Origin of the sequence: Chryseobacterium sp. SIMBA_038, from assembly GCF_046535115.1 — a bacterium.
Lineage (GTDB): Bacteria > Bacteroidota > Bacteroidia > Flavobacteriales > Weeksellaceae > Chryseobacterium.
The window spans coordinates 437427-462502 of sequence record NZ_JAWRXH010000001.1 but is presented as its reverse complement, the minus strand read 5'-3'; the positions used below and the strand labels follow the sequence as shown (position 1 = coordinate 462502).

At 33.9% G+C, this 25076-nt stretch carries 26 protein-coding genes and 1 tRNA gene; 7 read left to right on the top strand and 20 right to left on the bottom strand.

The genetic code is table 11. The annotated features are described in order from the left end of the window. Positions 1-100: 100 nt before the first annotated feature. From infC to SB689_RS02050, 6 genes are all read left to right on the top strand, one after another. Complete coding sequence (infC, locus tag SB689_RS02075) at positions 101-601, top strand: translation initiation factor IF-3 (protein ID WP_410690464.1); 501 nt, start codon at positions 101-103, stop codon at positions 599-601. 220 nt (positions 602-821) lie between these two features. Beyond that, complete coding sequence (locus SB689_RS02070) at positions 822-1322, top strand: hypothetical protein (protein ID WP_410690462.1); 501 nt, start codon at positions 822-824, stop codon at positions 1320-1322. A gap of 164 nt (positions 1323-1486) precedes the next feature. Continuing rightward, complete coding sequence (gene rpmI / locus SB689_RS02065) at positions 1487-1684, top strand: 50S ribosomal protein L35 (protein WP_072406970.1); 198 nt, start codon at positions 1487-1489, stop codon at positions 1682-1684. 116 nt (positions 1685-1800) lie between these two features. Beyond that, entirely contained in the window at positions 1801-2145 is a 345-nt protein-coding gene (gene rplT, locus SB689_RS02060) for a 50S ribosomal protein L20 (RefSeq protein WP_054508924.1), read from the top strand. 103 nt (positions 2146-2248) lie between these two features. Further along, positions 2249-3421, top strand: a complete 1173-nt coding sequence (locus SB689_RS02055; protein WP_410690461.1) for a M28 family peptidase — start codon at positions 2249-2251, stop codon at positions 3419-3421. Positions 3422-3524: 103 nt separating this feature from the next. Then, positions 3525-4697: a M28 family peptidase gene (locus SB689_RS02050; protein WP_410690459.1), complete on the top strand. Its 1173-nt coding sequence runs from the start codon at positions 3525-3527 to the stop codon at positions 4695-4697. Positions 4698-4740: 43 nt separating this feature from the next. Here the strand turns inward: SB689_RS02050 and hisIE are convergent, their stop codons facing one another. The 14 genes from hisIE to SB689_RS01980 all read right to left on the bottom strand — a co-directional run bounded on the left by hisIE (position 4741) and on the right by SB689_RS01980 (position 17669). Further along, on the bottom strand, positions 4741-5328 hold the full coding sequence (gene hisIE / locus SB689_RS02045; protein ID WP_410690457.1) for a bifunctional phosphoribosyl-AMP cyclohydrolase/phosphoribosyl-ATP diphosphatase HisIE: 588 nt from the start codon (positions 5326-5328) through the stop codon (positions 4741-4743). After that, entirely contained in the window at positions 5322-6077 is a 756-nt protein-coding gene (gene hisF, locus SB689_RS02040; protein ID WP_410690456.1) for an imidazole glycerol phosphate synthase subunit HisF, read from the bottom strand. The genes hisIE and hisF overlap by 7 nt, the downstream gene beginning before the upstream one ends. Beyond that, on the bottom strand, positions 6070-6792 hold the full coding sequence (gene hisA, locus SB689_RS02035) for a 1-(5-phosphoribosyl)-5-[(5-phosphoribosylamino)methylideneamino]imidazole-4-carboxamide isomerase (RefSeq protein WP_410690455.1): 723 nt from the start codon (positions 6790-6792) through the stop codon (positions 6070-6072). Before hisA ends, hisF begins: the two co-directional genes overlap by 8 nt. Positions 6793-6794: 2 nt before the next feature. Beyond that, positions 6795-7373 (bottom strand): imidazole glycerol phosphate synthase subunit HisH, encoded by a 579-nt coding sequence (gene hisH / locus SB689_RS02030; RefSeq protein ID WP_410691278.1) that lies wholly within the window; start codon positions 7371-7373, stop codon positions 6795-6797. A 1-nt stretch (position 7374) separates the two neighbouring features. Then, the gene (gene hisB / locus SB689_RS02025) at positions 7375-8469 is read right to left on the bottom strand and encodes a bifunctional histidinol-phosphatase/imidazoleglycerol-phosphate dehydratase HisB (RefSeq protein WP_410690454.1); all 1095 of its coding nucleotides are present in this window, start codon (positions 8467-8469) and stop codon (positions 7375-7377) included. Between the two features lie 38 nt (positions 8470-8507). After that, positions 8508-9548, bottom strand: coding sequence for a histidinol-phosphate transaminase (gene hisC / locus SB689_RS02020; protein WP_410690453.1), 1041 nt, complete (start codon positions 9546-9548; stop codon positions 8508-8510). 3 nt (positions 9549-9551) lie between these two features. Continuing rightward, complete coding sequence (gene hisD, locus SB689_RS02015) at positions 9552-10829, bottom strand: histidinol dehydrogenase (RefSeq protein WP_410690451.1); 1278 nt, start codon at positions 10827-10829, stop codon at positions 9552-9554. A 1-nt stretch (position 10830) separates the two neighbouring features. Then, positions 10831-11688, bottom strand: coding sequence for an ATP phosphoribosyltransferase (gene hisG, locus SB689_RS02010; RefSeq protein WP_410690449.1), 858 nt, complete (start codon positions 11686-11688; stop codon positions 10831-10833). Between the two features lie 250 nt (positions 11689-11938). Further along, positions 11939-13036 (bottom strand): glycosyltransferase family 4 protein, encoded by a 1098-nt coding sequence (locus tag SB689_RS02005; RefSeq protein WP_410690448.1) that lies wholly within the window; start codon positions 13034-13036, stop codon positions 11939-11941. After that, a complete protein-coding gene (locus tag SB689_RS02000) occupies positions 13033-13809 on the bottom strand; it encodes a polysaccharide deacetylase family protein (RefSeq protein WP_410690447.1) in 777 nt (258 codons plus the stop codon). The genes SB689_RS02005 and SB689_RS02000 overlap by 4 nt, the downstream gene beginning before the upstream one ends. Then, entirely contained in the window at positions 13809-14741 is a 933-nt protein-coding gene (locus SB689_RS01995; RefSeq protein ID WP_410690446.1) for a glycosyltransferase family 2 protein, read from the bottom strand. The genes SB689_RS02000 and SB689_RS01995 overlap by 1 nt, the downstream gene beginning before the upstream one ends. Before the next feature lie 7 nt (positions 14742-14748). Further along, positions 14749-15918: a glycosyltransferase family 87 protein gene (locus SB689_RS01990; protein WP_410690445.1), complete on the bottom strand. Its 1170-nt coding sequence runs from the start codon at positions 15916-15918 to the stop codon at positions 14749-14751. Positions 15919-15949: 31 nt separating this feature from the next. Next, on the bottom strand, positions 15950-16762 hold the full coding sequence (locus SB689_RS01985; RefSeq protein ID WP_066758522.1) for a 2,3,4,5-tetrahydropyridine-2,6-dicarboxylate N-succinyltransferase: 813 nt from the start codon (positions 16760-16762) through the stop codon (positions 15950-15952). A 337-nt stretch (positions 16763-17099) separates the two neighbouring features. Next, positions 17100-17669, bottom strand: a complete 570-nt coding sequence (locus SB689_RS01980; RefSeq protein WP_410690444.1) for a C40 family peptidase — start codon at positions 17667-17669, stop codon at positions 17100-17102. Between the two features lie 236 nt (positions 17670-17905). Here SB689_RS01980 and SB689_RS01975 point away from each other — a divergent pair, with 236 nt between their 5' ends. Beyond that, positions 17906-18553 carry a hypothetical protein gene (locus SB689_RS01975; RefSeq protein WP_410690442.1) on the top strand — a complete coding sequence of 216 codons (648 nt, stop codon included), beginning with the start codon at positions 17906-17908 and terminating at the stop codon, positions 18551-18553. Between the two features lie 76 nt (positions 18554-18629). Here the strand turns inward: SB689_RS01975 and SB689_RS01970 are convergent, their stop codons facing one another. The 6 genes from SB689_RS01970 to SB689_RS01945 form a co-directional block, all read right to left on the bottom strand. Further along, on the bottom strand, positions 18630-19007 hold the full coding sequence (locus SB689_RS01970) for a hypothetical protein (protein ID WP_410690441.1): 378 nt from the start codon (positions 19005-19007) through the stop codon (positions 18630-18632). A gap of 33 nt (positions 19008-19040) precedes the next feature. Next, positions 19041-19114, bottom strand: a tRNA-Ala gene (locus SB689_RS01965). A 172-nt stretch (positions 19115-19286) separates the two neighbouring features. After that, a complete protein-coding gene (locus tag SB689_RS01960; protein ID WP_410690440.1) occupies positions 19287-19766 on the bottom strand; it encodes a MarR family winged helix-turn-helix transcriptional regulator in 480 nt (159 codons plus the stop codon). Next, positions 19763-20257 carry a GNAT family N-acetyltransferase gene (locus tag SB689_RS01955; protein ID WP_410690439.1) on the bottom strand — a complete coding sequence of 165 codons (495 nt, stop codon included), beginning with the start codon at positions 20255-20257 and terminating at the stop codon, positions 19763-19765. The genes SB689_RS01960 and SB689_RS01955 overlap by 4 nt, the downstream gene beginning before the upstream one ends. 166 nt (positions 20258-20423) lie before the next feature. Continuing rightward, positions 20424-21839: a TolC family protein gene (locus SB689_RS01950; protein ID WP_410690438.1), complete on the bottom strand. Its 1416-nt coding sequence runs from the start codon at positions 21837-21839 to the stop codon at positions 20424-20426. A gap of 89 nt (positions 21840-21928) precedes the next feature. Next, the gene (locus SB689_RS01945) at positions 21929-25075 is read right to left on the bottom strand and encodes an efflux RND transporter permease subunit (protein ID WP_410690437.1); all 3147 of its coding nucleotides are present in this window, start codon (positions 25073-25075) and stop codon (positions 21929-21931) included. Position 25076 lies beyond the last annotated feature (1 nt).

Below are 25076 nucleotides of genomic sequence, written 5' to 3'. Positions count from 1 at the left end.
TTATTGCCATATAGAAAGTTAACCAATAAAATTTAATACAATAGCACAAAGATTTAACAACAGGGGCCCACAAAGACGTCCTGTACAGGAGGACTTACACTTGATCAACGATAAAATTCGTGTGAGAGAGCTTCGTTTAGTGGGCGATAACGTAGAGCCGGGAATTTATCCAATCGACAAAGCAAGACAGCTTGCTTCGGATCAGGAATTGGATCTTGTAGTGATTTCCGATAAGGCAGAACCGTTTATTGCAAGAATATTAGAATACAAAAAATTCTTATATGAGCAAAAGAAAAAACAAAAAGAACTTAAAGCTAAGCAAGTAAAAGTGGTAGTAAAGGAGATCCGTTTCGGACCTCAGACTGATGACCATGATTATGAGTTTAAAAGAAAACATGCTGAAAAGTTCTTGGAAGAAGGTTCAAAATTGAAAACCTACGTATTTTTTAAAGGACGTTCGATTATCTTTAAAGATCAGGGTGAAATCTTACTTCTAAAACTTGCTCAGGAATTAGAGCACGTTGGAAAAGTAGATCAGCTACCTAAACTTGAAGGAAAGAGAATGATTATGATGATGAGTCCTAAAAAACCAGCAAAATAATTTTAATAGATTTAAGATCTATTCTTTAAAATATAAACCTCAAAGCAATTTGAGGTTTTTTGTTTTTAGTATTTGGTCAATTATGCTAAATTAAATAACATTAGTGTGATTTAATTTATGTAATTCTTATATTTGCAGCTTAAAAATTTATATGAAAATAAAATTATTGACTTTTTTAAGTCTTGCGCTACTTTTATCTTCTTGTACTCAAGATGATACTATGGATAATGTGAATGTAGAAAATGGAAAATTACAGACGAATGAAAATAATGCTTCACGTGGTATTTCTCTAGTTAATTTAACTTTTATTAAAGAAACAACTAATCATCCTCAAAGACTAGATCCAGGCCAATCAATCAGCTTTACACATAATATTTATACTTATAGATTAGAGATGCAAGGTGATAGTAACCTAGTTTTATATCAAGACAGACCTGGTTTTACGCGTGCGCTGTGGAGTACAAATACTCATAGAGATTCCGGAACTCCTTGGCTAATTGCACAGAATGATGGAAATCTGGTAATTTACAATAACGGCAACCCTTTGTGGCATACAAACAGTTCAGTTAGCGAGAATGTGTCAAATCCGCATATCAAGCTTCAACTTTATTCAAAAAGTGGAGCAATGGTTCCTACGGGAATAAGAATTAAACTTATTTTGGGCGGAAATAATGTAGAAAGAAAAACAATAGCGGAAATAGACGTTGACGATTTTTATTAGAAAATTTTAATAATAGGCTGTTTTCATTGATAAAACAGCCTATTTCAATATAACTAATCTTAGTTTGGATTGATTTTTTTTGTATCTTTGCAAACTATTATTCCTAGATGTCTTTAGGGATAACCAATACAGATATTGATAACAAAACAATAAAAAGCAAAAAAATGCCAAAATTAAAAACGAAATCAGGTGCTAAAAAGCGTTTTAAACTTACCGGAACTGGTAAGATTAAAAGAAAAAATGCTTTCAAAAGCCACATCTTGACAAAGAAAGAAACTAAGCAAAAGAGAAATCTTACGCAAACTTCTTATGTTGCAAAAGTGGACGAAAAAAGTGTTAAGCGTCAATTAGCAATTCAGTAGTTTTTATAATCCTTATTCGGTTTATAAGAATAACAATTCAATATTTTAACCCTGGAATGGTGCAGATAAGTGTAATGAAACAGTTTACCGCCCTTTTCAAAAAAACAATTTAAATTATGCCTAGATCAGTAAATGCCGTAGCTTCAAGAGCTCGCAGAAAGAAAATTATTAAGCAAGCTAAAGGTTTTTTCGGTAGAAGAAAGAACGTTTGGACTGTAGCTAAAAATGCCGTGGAAAAAGCAATGCAATATGCTTACCGTGGTAGAAAAGAGAAAAAGAGAAATTTCAGATCACTTTGGATCATGCGTATCAACGCAGGAGCTAGAGAGCACGGAATGTCTTACTCTCAGTTTATGGGAGCTCTTAAAAAGAACAACATCGAGCTTAACAGAAAAGTTTTAGCTGACTTAGCTATGAACTATCCTGAAGCTTTCAAAGCTGTTGTAGATCAAGTAAAATAATGTAAAATTTTTTGTTATCAATATAAATCCCGAGTTTTTTGCTCGGGATTTTTTAATTATCTACATTTGCTAAATTATTAAATATTTAAAACTTTATTTAAAAGTGAAAAAATTATCTACTCTTCTACTCCTTTCGTTAGCAACTTGCGGTTTGCAGGCTCAAAGTTTTATTCAGGCTTATCAAAACAGAGCAAACTTGGTTACTCAGACGAATATTACGACAAACTTGCAAGAGTTTGGAAATTTTGGTGTAAAGACTACAGGTTCTGTAGCCAATACCAATGCGCTTAACTGGATCAAGAATAAATATCTGTCTTACGGTTACACGGTTAGCCAGATGGAAGAAGATCCTTTTACAGTAGGAAGTTTAAGTTCTAAAAATCTTATCATAACAAAAACAGGAACGGTTTATCCTAATACATATGTGATTATTTGTGGTCATTATGATACCATCACAGGTCCCGGAGTAAGTGATAACGGAAGCGGAACTTCTATTATTTTAGAAGCGGCTAGAATTTTAAAAGATGTTCCTACGGAATATTCTGTGAAATTCATCCATTTTTCTGGAGAAGAACAGGGACTTTATGGAAGTGATCATTATGCGAATAACGTTGTTTTCAAAAATGGAGTTCGTGATTTAGACGTAAGATTAGTTTTCAATATCGATCAGGTTGGAGGTAAATTATCGAGCCCGAGCAATTCAATAAAATGTGAAAGCGATCAGGCTGGCCAGTCTGGAAATAATGCGGCATCATTGTCGTTTACACAGCAATTAGCGGCTTGTACTACTCTATATTCGCCATTACAAACGGTGATGTCTAATGCCTATTCATCAGATTATATGCCCTTTGAAGAGAACGGAGATATCATTACCGGATTCTACGAAACTCCACAGAGTCATAATGAGCATACGGTAAATGATACATTTGCCAATGTAGATCCTACTTATGTTTTTAAAGTTGGAAAGGCTGCAGTTGGTGCGCTTCAACATTTTGCGGTTGCTTCAACTACAATTTTAGGTGTAAACGAGACTTCATCTCAAGGTTTAGAGTCTGTAAAAGTATATCCAAATCCGGCAAAAGATGTTTTAAATGTTGAACTACCAAAAAAGGTGAAAGATTTTAGCCTTGAAATTACAGATGTAAGCGGTCGTACGTTATTTTCAGTACAAAATCAAACAAAAATAAATGTTTCAAGTTTAGTAAATGGAACTTATTTATGTACGGTGAAGACAGATAATGAGAGCGTTACAAGAAAAGTAATCATTGAAAAGTAATTACATTACAATAATATAATTAATTGATCCTGAGTTTTTTGCTCGGGATTTTTTAATTATCTACATTTGCTGAATTATTAAATATTTAAAACTTTATATAAAAGTGAAAAAATTATCTACTTTTCTACTCTTTTCGTTAGCAACTTACGGTTTACAGGCTCAAAGTTTTATTCAGGCTTATCAGGATCGTGCCAATATGGTTACGCAGACTAATATTACGACCAATTTACAGGATTTTTCAAATTTGGGAGTTAAAACTACTGGTTCTGTAGCGAATGCAAATGCCTTAAATTGGCTTAAAAATAAGTATGCATCTTTTGGATATTCTGCCAGTCAGGTTGTAGAAGATCCGTTTACTTTTAGTGGAACAAGTTCAAAAAATTTAGTAATAACTAAAACAGGAACAGTTTATCCTAATAAATATGTAATTATCTGTGGACATTTCGACAGTATTGTTGGTCCCGGAGTCAACGACAATGGAAGTGGAACTTCAATTATTTTGGAAGCTGCAAGAATTTTAAAGGATGTTCCAACGGAATATTCTATTAAATTTATTCACTTTTCCGGTGAAGAACAAGGATTGAGAGGAAGTCAGCACTATGCAAATACAGTGGCTTATCAGGGAAGTACCCGTGTTTTAGATATAAAATTAGTCTTTAATCTGGATCAGGTTGGCGGGAAAATGGGAAATAACAATAATACCATTTACTGCGACGAAGACATGGGCGGAAATGCGAATAATACAGCTGCCGGTGTTGCTGCAACTCAGGAATTGGTAACACTTACAGGTCTTTATTCTCCTCTTTTAACTGATATTGACGAAGCAGAAGATACAGATTATATTCCTTTTGAAACTAAAGGTGAAGTAATTACGGGGTATTTTGAAAAAATTAGAAGTAATTATCCGCACACGGCAAATGATACTTTTGCCAATACAGATCCTGTTTATATTTACAATGTTGGAAAAGCAACGGTTGGTGCACTTCAACATTTTGCGGTGGCAGCTACAACAATTTTAGGAACAAGAGATGTTCCGGCAAATAATTTAGAATCTGTAAAGATCTATCCAAATCCGGCAAAAGATGCTCTTCATATTGAAGTACCCAGCAAAGTGAAAGATTTCAGTTTTGAGATCACAGATTTGATTGGCCATACTTTGATAAAAGAAGGAAATAAAACACAGATTAATACTTCTAGTTTAGCTAATGGAGCTTATATTGGAGTATTTAAAGCTGATGGTCAGACGGTTGTTAGAAAGGTTTTGATTGAAAGGTAAAAATGAAAATTTAAGATATAAACTCGCTTTTTTAGCGAGTTTTTTATTTATCGCGAGTTTGTAATACCTGTTCAATTTCTTCTAATGAAAAACCTTTAGCTTTTAATAAAATCAAAAAGTGATATAACAAATCTGCGGCTTCATTTTTAAATAAATTATCATTATTATCTTTAGCTTCAATCACCAATTCTATGGCTTCCTCTCCTACTTTTTGAGCTACTTTATTAATGCCTCTTTGAAAGAGTGAATAGGTGTAAGAAGATTCTACTTTATCATCAATTCTTTGAGAAATCCTAGCTTCCAATTCATATAAAAAACCTTTTGCTTCTTTCTCTCCGAAACAACTGAAACTTCCCGTGTGACAAACCACATTTTTAGGAATAGCTTTAATTAAAATAGTATCGCTATCACAATCAATTTGAATATCTTCAACCTTTAAAAAATTACCGGATTCCTCACCTTTCGTCCAAAGTCTGTTTTTAGAACGGCTAAAAAAAGTTACAATTCCTTCTTTTTCTGTTTTCTCAAAAGCTTCTTCGTTCATATATCCCAACATCAACACTTGTAAGCTTCTGCTATCCTGAATAATTACGGGAACTAATCCGTTTGTTTTACTGAAATCTATTACCATCTTACTTCAATTTTTTGATTACTTAATTCTTGTTTTAAATCCAAAATGCTCACTTCTCCAAAATGAAAAATACTCGCTGCCAAAGCGCCTGTCGCTTTCGTTTTTTTGAAAACATTTCCAAAATCTTCAATTTTCCCCGCACCTCCAGAAGCAATCACGGGAATATTGATATTTTCAGAAACTGATTTTGTTATTCTTATATCAAAACCATTTTTCGTTCCGTCACCGTCCATAGAGGTCAGTAGGATTTCGCCTGCACCTAAATCTGCTGCTTCTTTTGCCCAATCTATTGTTTTCAAATTGGTTATTTCTCGTCCGCCTTTCACATGAACCCAATCCGAATTATTAATAAATTTGGTATCAATCGCCACAACAATACACTGACTTCCAAACTCTTTGGCCAAGTCAGAAATCAACTGAGGATTTTTCACAGCAGATGAATTGATGCTAATCTTATCCGCTCCCGCTTCCAATAGTTTTTGTACATCTTGAATGGAAGAAATCCCGCCTCCAACCGTGAAAGGAATACTCAGTTCTTTAGAGATATTTTGCACCAATTCAATGAATGTTTTTCTCTTTTCAATCGTGGCGGTAATATCAAGAAAAACCAATTCATCGGCTCCGTTTTCTTCATACCTTTTCGCCAGTTCTATAGGATCTCCTGCATTTCTTAATCCTTCAAAATTAATTCCTTTTACCGTTGTTCCATCCTTGATATCCAGGCAAGGGATTATTCTTTTTTTAAGCATTTTCAATGAATTTTTGAAGTTCTTTTAATTCTATTTTTCCTTCATAAATTGCTTTTCCTATGATAGTTCCAGCACAACCAATTTCTTTCATTTTTTGAACATCTTCAATACATGAAATTCCGCCGCTTGCAATTAATTGAGCAGAAGTTTTATCTAAAATTTCTTTGTAAAGCTCTGTTGATGGACCTTGTAACATTCCGTCTTTTGAAATATCAGTACAAATAACCTGCTGAATTCCTTTTTTCTGATATTGAAGAATAAAATCAATCACGTCTTTATCACTGCTTTCCAGCCAGCCTGAAGTTTTTATCTTTCGATTATCACAATCGGCGCCCAGAATAATTTTATCTGCACCATATTTTTCAATTAATTCAAAACAAAATTCAGGATTCTTAATTGCAATACTTCCAATCGTAATTTGTTTAGCGCCAGAATTGAAAGCTATTTCAATATCTTTTACTGCTTTCAATCCACCTCCAAAATCAATAGATAAATTGGTTTCTTTTGCAATACTTTCCAGTACTTTTTGGTTGACAATATGCTTAGATTTTGCACCGTCCAAATCCACCAAGTGAAGGAATTTAATTCCAAAGCTTTCAAACTCTTTCGCAACTTCTACAGGATTTTCATTGTATATTTTTTTTGTGCTGTAATCACCTTTTGAAAGACGAACACATTTTCCGTCAATAATGTCAATAGCAGGAATAATTTTCATATTTAGAGTTTTAAAAAGTTATTTAATAATTCAGCTCCAATTTTTCCTGATTTTTCAGGGTGAAATTGGGTTGCAAAGAAATTATCCTTCTGCAAAGACGCACTAAAAGGCAAAATATAATCACAAACCGAAGTTGTATATTCTGATAATTCACAATAATAACTGTGAACAAAATACAAATCATTTTTTTTTTCAATTCCTGAAAATAATGGAGATTTTATCTCTGAAATTGTATTCCAACCCATGTGAGGAACAATATCTTTTGGTGGGAATTTCTTTACATTAATATCAAAAATCCCTAATCCTTCAGTGTCTCCTTCTTCATTATTTTTACACATTAATTGCATCCCCAAACAAATTCCCAAAACAGGCTGTTTCAAATTTGGGATCAACTTGTCCAGACCTTTTTCTTTTAATAAATTCATCGTAGAAGAAGCTTCTCCAACTCCTGGGAAAATTACTTTATCAGCTTTTTGAATTAGCTCAAAATCATCAGTAATTATTGATTCTGCATTTAATCTATTCAATGCATTTTGCACCGAATGAACATTTCCTCCGTTATATTTTATAATTGCAATCATATTAAAGACTTCCTTTTGTAGAAGGTAAATTAAAGTTTTCATCAGTCTGTTTTACCGCCATTTTTATAGCTTTTGCAAAGGCCTTGAAAACAGATTCAATTTTGTGATGCTCGTTATCTCCTTCAACTTTAATATTTACATTAGATTTAGAAGAATCGGTGAAAGATTTAAAGAAGTGATAAAACATTTCAGTCGGAACATCACCAATCTTTTCTCTATTAAAATCAGCTTCCCAAACCAACCAAGGTCTCCCTCCAAAATCTATCGCGACCTGAGCCAGACAATCATCCATCGGAAGCAGAAAACCATATCTCTCAATCCCTTTTTTCTTTCCTAAAGCCTGAAGAATTGCTTCTCCCAACACAATTCCTGTATCTTCGATAGTGTGATGCTCATCAACCTGTAAATCACCATTTACTTTGATTTTTAAATCTAGATTTCCGTGTTTTGAAATCTGCTCCAACATATGATCAAAAAAATGCAATCCTGTTGAAATCTCAGAATTCCCTTTTCCATCAAGGTTAACTTCAATGTCAATTTGAGTTTCATTCGTTTTTCTTGAAACTTTCGATTTTCTTGGTTTTTGATTTAAAAATTGATAGATCTCAGACCAATTTTCAGTTGTCAATTCAGCATTTTCATATTGAATTTTATTAATAAAAATTGCTTTTGAGCCTAAATTTTCCGCTAATTGAATATCCGTGATTCTATCGCCAATTACGTAGGAATTTTGTAAATCATAATCTCCGTAAATATATTTCCCAAGCATTCCAATTCCAGGTTTTCTTGTGGGTAAATTTTCATGCTCAAAACTTTTATCAATTAAGATATCACTGAAAATTATACCTTCATTTTCAAATGCTTTCAACATTTTTTCCTGAGGTTTAATAAAATCATCAAAAGGAAAACTTTCGGTTCCCAAACCATCCTGATTGGTGATCATGACCAATTCATAATCCAGTTCTTTGGCTATTTTTGAAAGGTTTTGAAATACTCCTGGATAAAACTCCAGTTTTTCTAAGGAATCAACCTGAAAATCCGTTAGAGGTTCAATAATCAATGTTCCGTCGCGGTCTATGAATAATACTTTTTTCATTTTTAAATAACTTTCATTTTCTTAATTTTTTAACGCTATCAAACCTTGTAGGTTTCACACTGTTTTAAAGCCTGAATCAACAGAATATTTTCATCTCTGTTTCCAATATTAATTCTGATACAATTGGGAATTTGAGGAGTTCTTTTACTTGTTAAAACTTCTTTATCCAAAAGATTTTCATATACTTTTTCAACGTCTTCAAACTCGATTAAAAAGAAATTAGCATGTGTAGGAAAGACTTTTGTAATACAACTTATACCTTGAAATTCATTTTTCAACCATTCTCTTTCTTCAAAAATATTATTCAAGTTTTGATTGAATTGATCTTTATTATCAATCACATTTAGAACCAATTCCTGACTTAAATAATTTACATTATAGGGTGCTTTTACTGTATTAATCAACTTAATAATTTCTTCACTGGCATACGCAATTCCCACTCTTGCTCCCGCCATTCCCCACGCTTTTGAAAACGTTTGAAGAACAATAAGGTTACTATATTTTTCAAGAAGTTCGAGACTCGATTTCTGATCTGAAAATTCAATATACGCTTCATCCACCACAACAATTCCATCAAAATTTTGAATATAAAACTCAATATCTTCAAGGCTGTTTCCTGTAGGATTGTTTGGAGAGCATAAAAAGAAAATTTTTGTTTGAATGTTCTGGGTAACTTTTAAGAACTCCTCTTTTTTGATTTGAAAATCTTCATCTAGATCAAGCTTTACCACTGTGTTTTCATTAATTGTGGCATAAAATCCGTACATCGCAAATGAAGGATTCATCATTAAGATTGAATCTTTTTTAGGCTCACAGAAAATTTTAATAATTAAATCAATCAATTCATCACTCCCATTTCCCACAGCAATTTGATTAGATGAAATATTTTTAAACTCAGACAATTTATTTTTAAGCTTTTTCTGAGTCGAATCCGGATAACGGTTACATTCTCCAAACGGACTTTCATTGGCATCTAATAAAACAGGATTGCTGAATTCATTATGATCTCTAAAACTGATGTAAGGCTGTAATGCTAAAATGTTCTTTCGAACGAAATTATTTAGGGTAAATTGTTTCATTTTTTATTGATTTAATCGGATGGTTACGGCATTTTTGTGAGCGAATAATCCTTCCGCCTCTGCCATGATTTCTATTGTTTTTCCTAAGTTTTGAAGTCCTTCTTTCGACAAGTACTGAAACGTAATTTTCTTCACAAAACTGTCTAAAGAAACTCCACTGTAATTCTTTGCAAAACCGTTGGTGGGAAGCGTGTGATTGGTTCCGCTTGCATAATCTCCGGCACTTTCACATGAATAATTTCCTAGAAAAACAGAACCGGCATTTTGAATTTGAGGAATATAGTTATCAAATTCATTTAAGGCTAAAATAAGGTGTTCCGGAGCGTATAAATTGCTGAATTCTATTGCTTCTTTGATGGTATTTAAAAGAATAAAATGACTGTTATTCAATGATTGTTGTGCAAATTCATTTCTTGGAAGTTCTTTGATCTGTTTTTCAATTTCTTCAATCGTTTCGTTGAAAACTTTCACCTCCGTTGATATAAAAATAACCTGACTATCACTTCCATGTTCCGCCTGTGATAGTAAATCTGCTGCACAAAATGCGGGAATGGCCTGCTCATCAGCAATCACTAAAACTTCACTTGGCCCTGCAGGCATATCGATCGCTACTCCATAATTTTGAGCATATTCTTTTGCGGCAACAACAAACTGATTTCCAGGTCCAAAAATTTTATAAACATTAGGAATACTTTCTGTCCCCAGCGTCATCGCTGCAATAGCTTGCGCACCGCCCGTTTTAAATATTTTTGAAACACCACAGAGTTGAGCAGCATACAAAATCGCAGGATTAATGTTTCCGTTTTTATCTGGCGGACTACATAAAATAATCTCTTTAGAACCCGCCAACTGAGCCGGAATTGCCAACATCAGAACGGTAGAAAACAAAGGCGCTGTCCCTCCCGGAATATAGATTCCTACTTTTTCAATCGCCCGATTTTCTCTCCAACAAACCACTCCTTTTTTCGTTTCAATTTTTTCAATTTCAGACTGCTGTGAAGCGTGAAACTTTGTAATATTTTCTTTAGCTTGTTGAATAGCTTCTTTCAATTCTTCGCTAATTAGGCTTTCTGTATTTTGAATTTCTTCCGTTGAAACTGTAATATTTTCAATATTTGCAGAATCAAATTTTTTATTAAATTCAAGCAATGCTTTATCTCCATTTTTCTCTACTTCTGAGAAAATATCTATGATTGTTTTCGAAATTTCTTCTCTTGTAAAAGCCGGTCGTTTTGTAAGTTCCTGCCAATTTTCCTGATTGGGATATCTGTAAATTTTCATATTAAATCACCATTTTATCGATTGGAATAATTAAAATATCCTGCGCTCCATTTTCTTTTAATTCATCAATAACATCCCAGAAACGATCTTCGTTGATCACAGAATGAATACTACTCCAGCCTTCTTCTGCCAAGGGAATAACCGTCGGACTTTTAAGCACCGGAAGTATTTTAGAAATATCCGCAATCTTTATATTGGGAACATTCATCAAAATGTATTTTGAATTTTTCGCTTTTAAAACAGATTGAATTCTGAATAAGAATTTTTCAAGAATGATTTCTTTTTCCTGATTGAGATTTGGCGTTTTAGCCAACACCGCTTCTGATTTCAATAAGGTAACCGTTTCTCTTAGTCCGTTCTTAAATAAAGTGCTTCCAGAGCTCACAATATCACAAATTCCATCTGCCAAACCAATGTTCGGAGCAATTTCTACAGAACCTGAAATAACGTGGATGTCCGCTGAAACATTATTTTCTAACAAGAATTTTTTAAGGGTATTGGGATAAGAAGTAGCGATTTTTTTATTCTGAAAATAGCTCAAATCGTTCGTTTCAACCTCTTTAGGAACTGCAAGTGAGACACGGCATTTTGAAAATCCAAGCTCCTGAATAATGTCGATCTTTTTTTGTTTTTCTACTAAAAGATTCTCCCCAACGATGGCAATATCTACCACCCCGTCTTCCAAATATTGAGGAATATCCGAGTTTCGCAGGTACATAATCTCCATCGGAAAATTATCTACCGAAACTTTAAGCTGATCTTTTCCGTTGTTGACGAAAATACCACAGTCTTTCAGAAGTTGTAAGGAATCTTCGTAAAGCCGACCGCTTTTTTGGATTGCAATTTTTAATTTACTCATTTTTTCTACATTGAGTCTGAGCAAATAAAAACTGATTATTGAAAAGAAATTCTCGCGAAAATTTAGAAACAAAAAAACCGTCTATTACTCAGACGGTTTTAAATATTTTTGATTTTAACACATGTTTATATCAATCAATTCCGTCTAACAGAGATGATGATAATAATGATGTAGTGTTAAAAAATTGGGTTTCATTGTTGAAATTTTGTGGTACAAATGTAGAACTTATTTTTAAACTTCAAAGGTTTTTCTACAGAATTTTTTGATAAAAAGTCATTAATTCATGGGCAATCGGCTCGTCATTAAACTTTTGAACAAACTCAAAACCCTTATCAGCACGACGTTTTCTCTCTGATTCATTATCCCATAAAAATTTTATTTTTGATTGAATATCTAAATGATTTTTAGGATCGATGTAAACAGAGTCCGGACCACCCGCTTCCGGAAGACAACTTGTATTGCTTGTAATCGTTACCGTTTTTGAAAAAAGTGCTTCTATGACAGGAATTCCAAAGCCTTCAAAGAAACTTGGATAGACAAAAATATCGGCTAGTTTATAGATTACTGCAAGTTCATCCATAGAAACACCTTCAAGAAAATGGATTTGTTTCTCCATTTTGTTTTTCCTGATGTACTCCTCTGTCTTGCTGAAATATTTTGTCTTTTTTCCGACAACAACCAATGGAATTTCTGTTTTGTCAATTGCTTTTACAACATTCAATAAGTTTTTACGCTCTTCAATCGTTCCAACATTGAGAATAAATCTTTCCGGAAGATTGAATTTTTCTTTCGTTTCCTGAATAAATTCTTCTGATTGATTTTCTTTAAAAGCATGATGGCAACCTTGATAAATAACTTCAATTTTACTTTCAGGAACTTTTAAATACTGAATAATATCTCTTTTCGTCTGCTCAGAAATGGCAATGATTTTATCGGCAGTTTGAGCTGCTTTTTTGAACTTCCATAAATGAATTTTTCGATCAAAAAAAGAGTAATATTGAGGATAACGAACAAAGATCAAATCGTGAATTGTAACCACTTTTTTAATTGGCTTTTTATCCCATTGTAAAGGTAATTCACCCGACAAACCATGAAAAATATCTGCATTTTGCTTCTGTGCATCTTTTCCCATTTTGAATTGGCGAGACACTGTTCCTTTTGAAGTTTCAACAAACTGAACATTAGCATTTTCAAGAATATCAGAACCTCTTTCAGATTTGTTTTTATTGAGTAAAATATATTCGTTTTCAGGGAAATATTTTACAAGAATTCTTACTAGATCTCTGGAATAATTCCCTAAACCTGAGGTATTGTGAAAGAAACGTTTGGCATCGAAAGCGATTTTCATGATTCTATTTGTTTTTGAAATTCCTGAAATGTTCCGAATGAATAATTTTTACTTTTTAACCAAGAAACAAATTCATCAAATCTTTCTACCATATCTTTTCCTGAATTTTTTACCGTAAAACTAGGGAGTTTAAACGCTTCATCTTTGATTTCTGCAAATTCCCAGGGATGGAAATACACATTCAGATAATTATCTTTTTTTAAGGTATCTGAAGCTAGTTTTTTATAAAATGATAACGGGAAGTTATGAAAGCTCAACCAAAATAAAGGTATTCTAAAATTAGGCGAAACCGAAGCCGGAATCTGCGTTACATTTCCTTCCTTAAAATACGTTCTTGAAACTTTTAGGTTGTTGTATCTTCCCGGAAGATAAGTTGGATTGATAGATGAATTGTAGGAATATCCAGCTTTTTCAACCTCTTTTTCATCGACAGGCATCATTCTGGGCATTCTTAATCCTGTTACTTTCGTAGAAAATAATTTTTCTAATTTTTCTCTGGATTCTTTTAAATGTTTTTCTTCAAATTCAGAATGAAACCATGTGTGAGAAGCCAATTCGTGACCTTCCCTTAGCAATCTTTCAATAAGGTGCTTACTATTTTCCGCGAAAATTACGGTTGAAAAAAAGGTAGCTTTTGCGTTATACTTTTTAAGAATATCAAGTATTCTTTCTAATCCGTTTTGTGAGATAGAGATTTGCTTTTCAAAGGATATTTCACCTTTGTATTCAAATGGCATATCAAATTCTTCAATGTCAAAACTTAATAAAACCATTATTGAAAATTTTTATTTTTTATGATATAATTAGGTCTTTGCTTCACTTCTTTAAAGATTTTACCTAAATAAATTCCGATAATTCCCATTATAATCAACTGTAATCCACCAAAGAAAACAATGGTCATAATTAGAGATGCCCAACCTGAGATTTCTGTTTTAGCAACGAAAGCATATAAGACATACAATCCATATCCAACGACTGAAAATGCAGAGAATATAAATCCAAGGTAAGCCGCGATTGACAACGGCTTTACACTAAAAGCAGTGATTCCCGTAAAAGCAAAAGTGATCATTTTCTTTAGATTATAACTGCTTTCTCCTGATAATCTTTCGCACGCTGTGAATTCGATTCCGGTTTGTTTGAAACCCATCCAGCTGGTTAATCCTCTTAAAAACAGATCATCTTCATTCAGACCTCTCATCACTTCTACGGCATTTGCGTCCATTAATCTAAAATCTGAACCGCCACCTTTTGTAAGATTAACGTCGGAGAGGCTTGATAATATTTTATAGAAAAAGTCAGAAGTTTTTCTCTTAAAAAAAGAAATTTCCTTTGGATACGTTCTGATCGTGAAAACAATATCGTTGCCTTCTTCCCATTTTTTGATCATTTCAGGAATGAGTTCCGGTGGATGTTGGAGATCGCCGTCCATTGAGATGACAGCGTTTCCGTGGGCATTGTCCATTCCTGCTTTTACGGCAGGTTGGTGTCCAAAATTTCTTGAAAATTCGATGAATTTTACTTCATCAAACTGTTGGGAAAGTTCTTCTAATTTTTGTTGTGTATTGTCTCTGCTGCCGTCATTTACAAATATAATTTCAAAATCATAATGGCGCAATCCTTCGAAAACTTCTTTGATTTTCTGATGGATCATGGCAACGTTTCCTTCTTCGTTGTAGGCGGGAATTACGATGGAAATTTTTTTCATATTTATCTTAATTCAGGCTGTAATTTTTCTCAAAATCTTTAGTTAAAAGTTCATATACAACCCTCAACCAAACTACAATGCAAGGTACTGCTTTTAAAGAATATTTGATGATATAATCATTTTTCACACTTTTCGGGAATAAATCTGAACTTGAAAAACATGTGAAAATAATAACAAAAACTAATAATCCTATGGTAAAAGGCGTTCTTTCTTTTTGAAGGAAAAACCAAAGCATTACACCGGTTACGGCAATAATATACGTTGGAGACTCAGAGCTTGAACTGAACAATACCAAAAACAGTAATGTTGAAGCCAAGATCATCAATTGAAAAGCATAATTTTTATATTGTTTAATTCTGATATATGGTGCTGCAAATAAGGGTAATCCCACGGCTAAAAACATCAGATTAGAAATAGAAGCGTCTCCTAAAATTCTTCTGAAAAAGCCCATCAATGAAATGTCCTGCATATTTCCTAATACCTGATTCTCACTGTTTTTTTCAACAATTGAATGGAACCAATCTGCATAACTTTGAATCACAAACTGCGGACTGGAATACGCCATCGGAAGCGCAAAAAATAATACTGCAATTGCCAATCCTGAAAGAATAAATTTAATCTTATTTTTAATAAAGAAAAATTGACTAAGACCAACAATTCCATAGATTTTAACGAAAATTCCGATTAAAATTGCTGTTACAGATTTTACCTCTTTTCTTTCATAAATATAGGTTGCAGATAATAATAAAAGCCCTGTTAAAGCCACATTAAACTGTAAACTTAACGCTGCCGTTATATATTCCTGCAAACAAAGTAATGCGAAAATTGCCTTTTTAGAATCTGAAAAAGGTAATTTATAAATCGCATAAACGAAAATGAAAGTATTAGCCAAATTCCAAAGAGAAATTCCCAGCCAATCGGGCATCATGGCAAATGGAGCAATTAATGCACTGAAAAATATTCCGTAATGATTTAAATCAAAATAAAGATCAGGATAATGGATAAATAAGTTTTTCTGATGAATGGTATTAAAAAATACATTTTTAAAGATCAGATAATTATTGATCGCATAATCTCCTCTGAAATATTTGGAAATCGCAGTAACAACCGATATAATAAGATAAACCCCAAATATATATTTAGGGTTTAGCAATATTTTAAGAAATTTTTCTTTCAAAATTGGGTGGTATTAGTGTAAAGAATTAATCTTAAACCGCTACATTATTTTCTCTCAATGCGTCATTAAGAGATGTTTTCTTGTCTGTAGATTCTTTTCTCTGACCAATGATCAAAGCACAAGGAACCTGATATTCTCCAGCCGGATATTGTCTTGTATAACTTCCAGGAATCACTACTGAACGAGCAGGAACTCTTCCCTTAATTTCAATAGGTTCAGGACCTGTTACATCGATAATTTTAGTAGATGCAGTAAGAACAACATTTGCGCCTAAAACTGCTTCTTTTTCTACGTGAACACCTTCTACAACGATGCATCTTGATCCGATAAAACAATCATCTTCAATAATAACCGGAGCAGCCTGAAGAGGCTCTAGAACACCACCGATACCTACACCACCACTTAAGTGAACGTTTTTACCGATCTGTGCACAGCTTCCTACCGTAGCCCAAGTATCAACCATTGTTCCTGAGTCTACATAAGCCCCAATATTTACATAAGAAGGCATCAAAATCACTCCTGAAGCAATGAAAGAACCCTCTCTCGCAATCGCATGAGGTACAACTCTCACTCCTTTTGCAGCATAATTTCTCTTCAAAGGAATTTTGTCATGAAATTCAAACGGACCTACCTCGATAGTCTCCATTGTTTGAATCGGGAAATACATTACAACAGCTTTTTTTACCCATTCATTTACCTGCCATCCGTTTTCTGTAGGTTCAGCAACACGAAGCTCTCCAGAATCTAATAAAGAAACAACCTCTCTTATTGCCTTTTTGCTATCTTCATTTTGTAGTAAATCTCTATTATCCCAAATGTTTTCAATTGTTTGTTGTAACGACATATTTCTAGTTTAAATTAATTTGAATAATTATACGAGCCCAAAGATACAAAAAAGTTCAGGAAAACCTTTTTATTGCAAGATTTGATTAAGTGCAAAATTTTTATAAAGCAAGGGAAATCTTTGTCATTTTGAACAGAACGAAGTGGAGTGAAAAATCTATTTTATTGTAATTGAGATTCATTTATTGTTTTATTATGTATAAACTTTCCATGCAGTTTGTCATTCCGCAGGAATCTATACATCGTTTTATAATTACACAGTTGAGATTCCTGCGGAATGACAAAGACTATGTTAAATTTATTTATGAAAGTCTTTTCCAATGATAACTAAGTCTGAATTACAAAACCCTTTGCGCATGGAGATAGGCTTTGTTCCAGTATTTTTCGTTTAATGACGAAATAATAACGCCTTTTGATGTTGAAGCATGAATAAATTTCACTTCACCATCTGTATTGATATCGTGAACAATTCCTACATGAGAAACCCTACTTCCGCCAGCTGTTGCGAAGAACAAAAGATCGCCGGGTTTTACTTCCGTGATATCGATTTTTTTACCTGCTTCCGCCTGATCGGTTGATCTGCGTGGAAGACTGAAATCATTTTCCTCAAACACTTTTACGGTAAATCCGGAACAATCGAAACCTGAAGAAGTATTTCCGCCAAATTTATAAGGTGTTCCGATGTATTTTTCAGCATCTTTTAGAACGCTGTTGATAGTTTTTGGAACTTTTCCGTCGAATTTTGAGTCCAGCTTTCTGAGATTTTCAGATTTAACAATAGTTTTATTTGTATTTTTTTTAGTTGCAACACTTTTTGAGCTTCCACAAGAAACAATAAGTGAGGATGTAATCAGCAAAACAGATAACTGCTTTATTCTAAAGTTATTTTCAAATATTCCCATTTTCATATTCATCTGATTTTTAACATTGTAACTAATTATTTACAAATATACATTTTATATTTAAATTATAATTAAACTATACTAGAACTATATACTAAATATATGTTAAAATTTTATATTTAATTATTAATCATTATATTTGAGACCTAAACACAAAAGGCACAAATGTTTTCACAAATTACACGAATCTCTTTTGTGATACTTGTGAAAATATTAGTGTTATTATTGCTTATCAATGAATTATGGCGACATATGAAAGTTTAATTAAAATTAATGGCGCAGTTGGCGACCTCGTTTTTTATACTTTGAATGGCAAAAATGTCGTTCGGAAAAAAAGCGGGTTCAATAAAACGGCTTTTAAGAAAAGTCCTGCCTATGAAAAAGTTCGACAAAACAGCTCTGAATTCGGCCATTGTTCTAAAGTTGGAAAAATTATCAGACAAGCTTTAGATCAATATATAAAACAAGCGGATGAGCCTCTACTCTATCAAAAGTTTGCAAAACTAATGACAGAAATCAAAGATTTAGACGAAGTTTCAGAAAGAGGAAAAAGAACCGTCGAAAGAGGAATTATAACAGAAAAAGGAAAGCTTCTTCTCCGTAAATTTCAATTCGGAAATAAAAATAATTTTGATGGTGAAAATTCTGTTTCCTTAGATTTATTAAACGAAAAATTATATTTAAACAATACATTTTCAGCGAATGAAGCTGTTTTAATTAGTTTAAAAATTGATTTTGGAAATTATTTAACGGAACATTTCGAAGAAAAAATATTAGTTGAAGAAAAAGAAAAAATATCTTTTACCAAACACTTTTCTGATGATGATTTAATTCTTTATTTTATTGTTTTAAAAAAGAATGAGGAAATTCTTAATATGGGGTTTGTTTAATAATTAAGCCAATTCGAGAGTTTTAAACAAAAAAGACTACCCAAACGGATAGTCTTTTGTATATTGTAATATTATTTTACTGCTTGTTTTTCGCACCAGTCCAAGTTCCGGCTCTTGCAGGTGTAGGAACTGAATTTGTCCAGCCTCCGGTACCTTTTTTATCCTCTCTTGTTAAAGTCCCATGAAAATCACCGTCTGAAGGTGTACCTATTACTCCTGTTAGATCTCCTGTGTCAGTTACATTTCCTGTAATCACATAATTTTCGTCTTTTACAGTAGAATGCATGGTTCCCGTTACTTTCCCGTCACTAGCGACAACGAAATTAAAATCACCTTTGTCACTTCCTTCATACGTTCCCGACCATGTTCCGATAAAATCGTAAATAGTATCATCATCAGAGCTACATCCGATAAATATAAAAGCCGTTAATAAGAGTAAAAAAAGTTTCTTCATAGTTTTTATAAGTTTATGAAATAATCAAATCTGTGGAGAATACGGGGATCGAACCCGTCACCTTTAGACTGCCAGTCTAACGCTCTAGCCAGATGAGCTAATTCCCCTCGTTCTTTTCGAAGCGGTACAAAAGTAAGTATTTAAACCACATATACAAATACTTTATTAAATTTTATTTAATAAGTTGCCATATTAGCTATGTAATAATCATTTTTTCGAAAGCTTCTTTGAATGAAATGGCAAAAGAAAATTATTTAACTGTCAATTTATCAGTGCTGTTTACTTAACATTTTTCAATTGCAAAACTCTTTGCAAAAACGACTGAGCAGCAATTTTTTCTTCTGCTTCATTAATCGCTTTCAATAAATGATTCTCATTATCTGATATTTCTCCTAAAACTTTTGAGATTATTTCCCAAACAGGCTTCATTTTTTCTATTAATTCAAGGCCTTTTGGAGCCAATTCGATTAAGCGTTTACGTTCATCCGATTTATCTTTTTTAGATATGATCATTTTCTGTTTCTCAAGCTCTTTCAAAAGACTGATGGTTGATGGATGGGTGTACCCTATTACATTAGCAATTTCAACGACGCTGAGTATTTTTTTATGATGTAATGTAAAGATTACCGGAAACCATTTAGGCTCAAAATCGATTCCAAATTCTTTATACACTAAAGCTCCATCTTTACGCAATTGCTCACTAAGACGTTGCAATCTCGTTGATAAGGCAAGAGTGCCGGATTCATTGATAACATTCATAAGTTAGATTTTAAATCAAGAAAACAAAATACATTATCGGCATTCATCACAGGGAATTTGGCAGGAAGTAATTCCTTATCGATGATCGTAAAATGATTTCGTTCGTAAAAACGCAATGCAGCTTTTAATATCGATACGGTTCCTAAATATACTTCATCTATTCCGTTTTCGCGACAGTATGAAATCAGGATTTCTAATAGTTTTTGGGCAATAGTATGCTCCTTTCCTCTGAATTCTTTTTTCACAAACATCTTTCTGATCGCAGCAGCTTTATCATCAAACTTCAGTAAAGCTATTGTTCCGACCAACTCACCTTCGATAAAAGCTCCCCAGAAGCTTCCCCCATTGGCAAAATAAAAATCCTCTATCTGCATAAGATCCGGCTGATCATCTATTGTGATTGGAACATTAAATTCCTTTTGCTGAATATTCAGAACCAAATCTATGATAGATTTTGAATGTGTATTGTTTACAGGACTGATTTCTAACATTGTATTTAATTTACGTACAAAACTACGTAGTTAACTACATATATGCAAATAAATGAAGTCAATAATAATTTAAGTAATTAAAAATTAGATGTTTAAATTTTAGTTGAAACAAAAAACGCATGCTAAAATTAATTAACATGCGTTTTTACTTTTTATGATTAAATGACTACTGCCATCCGCCTCCCAGAGCCTGATAAAGGTCTATTCCGGCTTTCATTTTACTGTATTCTGCGTTTGAGATATTCAATTCTGCGTTTAATGAATTTACGCTGGCATTCAATACTTCAAGATAGTTTGCCATACCGTAGTTCACCAATTCCTGAGAATAATCTACAGATTTTTTGTAAGCTCCCAATTCTTTTTCCTTTAAAGCAATGAAAGAATCCTGAACAGAGAAAACTCTTATCGCATCAGAAACTTCTTTTCCGGCTGTAAGAACCGTTTTTCTGAAGTTCAAATACGCTGTTTCTTTATTAGCTAAGCTTACTTCATAGTTGGTTCTGATCGTTCTTTTATTTAAAATAGGTTGAACTAAACCTCCAACGACACTTGCAAACAATGAATTCACACTGAATAAATGATCAATATCCAAAGACTGAATTCCTCCGCTTCCTGTAATTTTCAATGTAGGATAAAACTGAGCTTTTGCTGAATTAGTCAATTCAAATGCATTCATCAAGTTGTATTCTGCTCTCATCACATCCGGGCGGTTTGCCAATAACTGAGCAGGATATCCTAATTTTAAATCGATTGGAATATTCTGTGTTTCCAACGTTGATCTTTCGATCGTGTGAGAAGGTTCTCCCATTAATAAGCTCATTGTATTCTCCAATAATTGGATCTGAGTATCAATATCAATCAATAAAGACTGTGCATTGAAAACAAGTGCTTCACTTTGCTGAACGGCAACTTCAGTTACAGTTCCCGATATTTTTAAAGCTTTGGTTGTTTCTAAATTTTTCTGACGAACGGCAATCGTTTCCGTAATAATCTTTTTCTGAGAATCATACGTCAACAACTGATAATACGCAGAAGCAACAGACGCTACCAAGTCGCTTTTTACGGCTTTATGAGCTGCAACAGTTCCTAGATATGTGGCTAACTGAGCTTTCTCCTGAGATTTTAATTTACCCCAAATATCAGCTTCCCAGCCAACACTTGCTGTAATGTCAATTTGGTTGATGTATCTTCTGTCTCCGAACAACTGCCCCGTTTGGGTATTCAAAGACTGAGTCTGGAAAGAATATCCCGGACCAACACTTATTGTCGGTTCGTAAGCTGCTTTACTTTGCTTTAAATAAGCCTCCGCAGAAGTAATGCTCTGTAAGGCAATTCTTATATCTAAATTATTTTCTAAAGCTTTAGAGATATGTCCTTGAAGTATCGGATCGGTAAAAATTTCTTTCCAGGAAACATTCGCGATATTGGTACTGTCTGTAGGAAGCATATCTGTACGGAAAAGCTTTTCGTCTACAACACTTTTCGGTCTTTCATATTCTTTTCTCGCCATACAAGATGAAACGGCTGCAAGAATTGCGACTGAAAAAGTTATTCCTTTTATGATGTTTAATAAACTCTTCATTTTTTGTAATTAGAAGTTAGAAACTAGAGGTTAGAAGCTAGATTTAAAAACTAATTTCTAAAATCTAACCTCTAACTTCTCTAATTAAATTATTCTGCTAAATTGATTTCTTCTCTTTTAATTGGCTTCACTTTTTCTTGTAACGTTTGGAAAATCACATACAAAACAGGAATTACGAAAAGTCCTAAAATTGTACCTATTAATAATCCAATCGCGGCACCTGTTGCAATAGATCTGTTACCAACTGCTCCAATTCCGCTTGCTAAAACCAATGGTAATAGACCGAAGATAAAGGCAAATGAGGTCATCAAGATTGGTCTTAATCTCGCTTTTGCAGCATTGATGGCAGACATTACAATGGTTTCACCGTGATGCCTTCTCTGAACAGCAAATTCGATGATCAAGATGGCATTTTTCGCGAGTAATCCGACCAACATAATCAAGGCGATCTGGAAATAAATATTGTTTTCCAAGCCCATAATTTTTTGACCAAAATAAGCTCCCATTACCCCGAGAGGAAGAGAAATTACCACAACCAACGGAAGAATATAACTTTCATACTGAGCAGAAAGAATGAAGTAAACGAAAATTAAACTTAATCCAAAGATCAACAATGTCTGAGATCCTGAATTTAATTCTTCTCTTGTTAGCCCCGTAAATTCTACATCATAGTTTTGATTTAAAGTTTCCTTAGCTACATCCTGAACTGCCGTAATTGCATCCCCGGAACTGAATCCTGCGGAGTTAGCTCCCGTAATTTTCACGGAAGTAAACAAGTTATATCTACTTACCGATTGTGGACCGTATGCTTTTTTCAGCGTTACAAACTGAGAGATCGGCGACATTACTCCGGAAGACGTTCTTACATACAATTCATTTAAGTTATTGATGTTTTGTCTGTTTTCAGGAAGTGCCTGAACCATTACTCTGAACTGTTTTCCGTATTTCGTAAAGTCAGCGGTGTAAACCCCTCCGATATATCCCTGCATTGTACTTAAAATTGTACTTACAGAAACACCAACCTGCTTAGCCAAAGGAACATTAATGTCCATTTGATACTGAGGATATTTTGTGTTAAATGATGACTGAGCAAATTCAATCTCAGGTCTTTGCATTAATTTTCCGATAAATTCGTTTGTTTTATCATCAAGAGCGGAATAATCTCCACCTGATTTATCCAGCAATACCATTTCAAAACCGGCACTGTTACCAAAACCTGGTACACTTGGCGGTTGGAAGAATACTACTTTTGCATCCGGAACTTTTCCTGAAATACCGAATAATTTTTTAGTAATATCTTCAGAAGTCTGATTGTCTTTTTTCCTTTCGTCAAATGGTTTCAACTTGATGAAAGCAAGACCGTTATTACTACCGTTTCCTGATAAGAAACCTCTACCTGTAGAAATCGTAACGTTTTGTACTCCCGGAACCTTCATTGCATTTGCTTGAAGTGTCTTCAAAGCATTGTACGTTCTTTCCATTGAAGCCCCCGGAGGAAGCTGAACATCAGTAAAGATAATCCCTCTGTCTTCTGTTGGTACGAAACCTTTTTTCATCGTAGAACTTGCCCAGAATAAAATACCTCCTGTAACTGCAAAGATGATCAGGGTAACCCATTTATGTCTTAATAAGAACACAAATCCTCTTCCGTAACGATCTGTTGTCGTTTTGAAAGCAATATTAAATTTATAGAAAAACTTCTGTAAAAAGTTTAAATTCTTATATTCTGAATGGTGTGCATCGTGAGGTTTTAAGAATAATGAACATAAAACCGGACTCAATGTTAATGCATTAACTGCAGAAATAATGATCGCAATAATCAGCGTAATACCAAACTGTTGGTAGAAAACTCCCGTTGGACCTGTAATAAATGTTACCGGAACGAATACCGCTGCCATTACCAATGTAATTGAAATAATAGCTCCTGTAATTTCGTCCATCGCTTCAACGGTTGCCTTTTTAGCATCGGAAATACCGTGCTCCATCTTGGCGTGAACGGCCTCGACGACTACGATCGCGTCATCCACCACAATACCGATCGCAAGAACTAATGCGAATAGCGTTAAAAGGTTTAATGAATATCCAAATAAATTCAGGAAGAAAAACGCTCCTACAATAGATACCGGAACCGCAATCGCCGGAATCAACGTAGATCTGAAATCCTGTAAGAAAATATAAACCACGATAAATACCAAGATAAACGCTTCAATTAAGGTATGAACAACCTTTTCGATTGATGCATCCAAGAATTCGTTGGTATCAAAGTTAAATGTATATTTTACCCCTTCAGGGAAGCTTCCTTCTGCCGATTTTAGGTAAGTTTTAATATTTTTAATGATCTCCTGAGCATTAGAACCCGGTGTCTGGAAGATACCCATACTGATCGATGGATTGTTTCCGTTTTCCCCGATTCCTGTGTAAGATTGTCCTGCCAATTCAACTTTAGCAACATCTTTCAACATCAAATTCTGTCCGTCAGGAAGCGCTTTAATGATGATATTATCGTACTGATCTTTTTCGTTGAATTTTCCGACATATTTAATGATATATTCGAAAGAACTACCACTGTTTTGTCCGATAGAACCAGCCGCAGCTTCTCTACTCTGCTCGTTGATCGCTGTTGTAACATCATCTGGAGTTAATCCGTAAGCCGCCATTTTTGCAGGATCCAACCAAACTCTCATTGAGTAGTTTTTACCCCCAAAAACGTTGGCATCACCTACTCCATTAATCCTTTTTAAATTTGGAATAACGTTGATGTTCAGGAAGTTTTGAAGATATACATCATCTAAATCTTTATTTTCAGAATAGAAAGACATATACATCAAGGCACTCGTCTGCTGTTTCTGCGTTACAACCCCGGAACGCGTAACTTCACTTGGAAGCAACGGCGTAGCTCTTGTAACACGGTTTTGCACGTTTACCGCAGCAATATCCGGGTCAATTCCTTGTTTAAAAAATACCTGAATTTGCGCTGAACCATCATTTCCAGCAGAAGAAGTAATATAGTCCATTCCTTCCACCCCATTGATCTGCTCTTCCAAAGGTACTACAACACTTTTCATAACAGTTTCCGCATTGGCTCCGGTGTAGTTCGCTGAAACGCTTACTGTGGGAGGTGCAATATCGGGATACTGTGTGACTGGCAGGGAAATTAATCCCAAAACACCGAGAATCACAATCAAAATTGAGATTACAGTGGATAAAACCGGTCGGTTTATAAAATTTTTAATCATT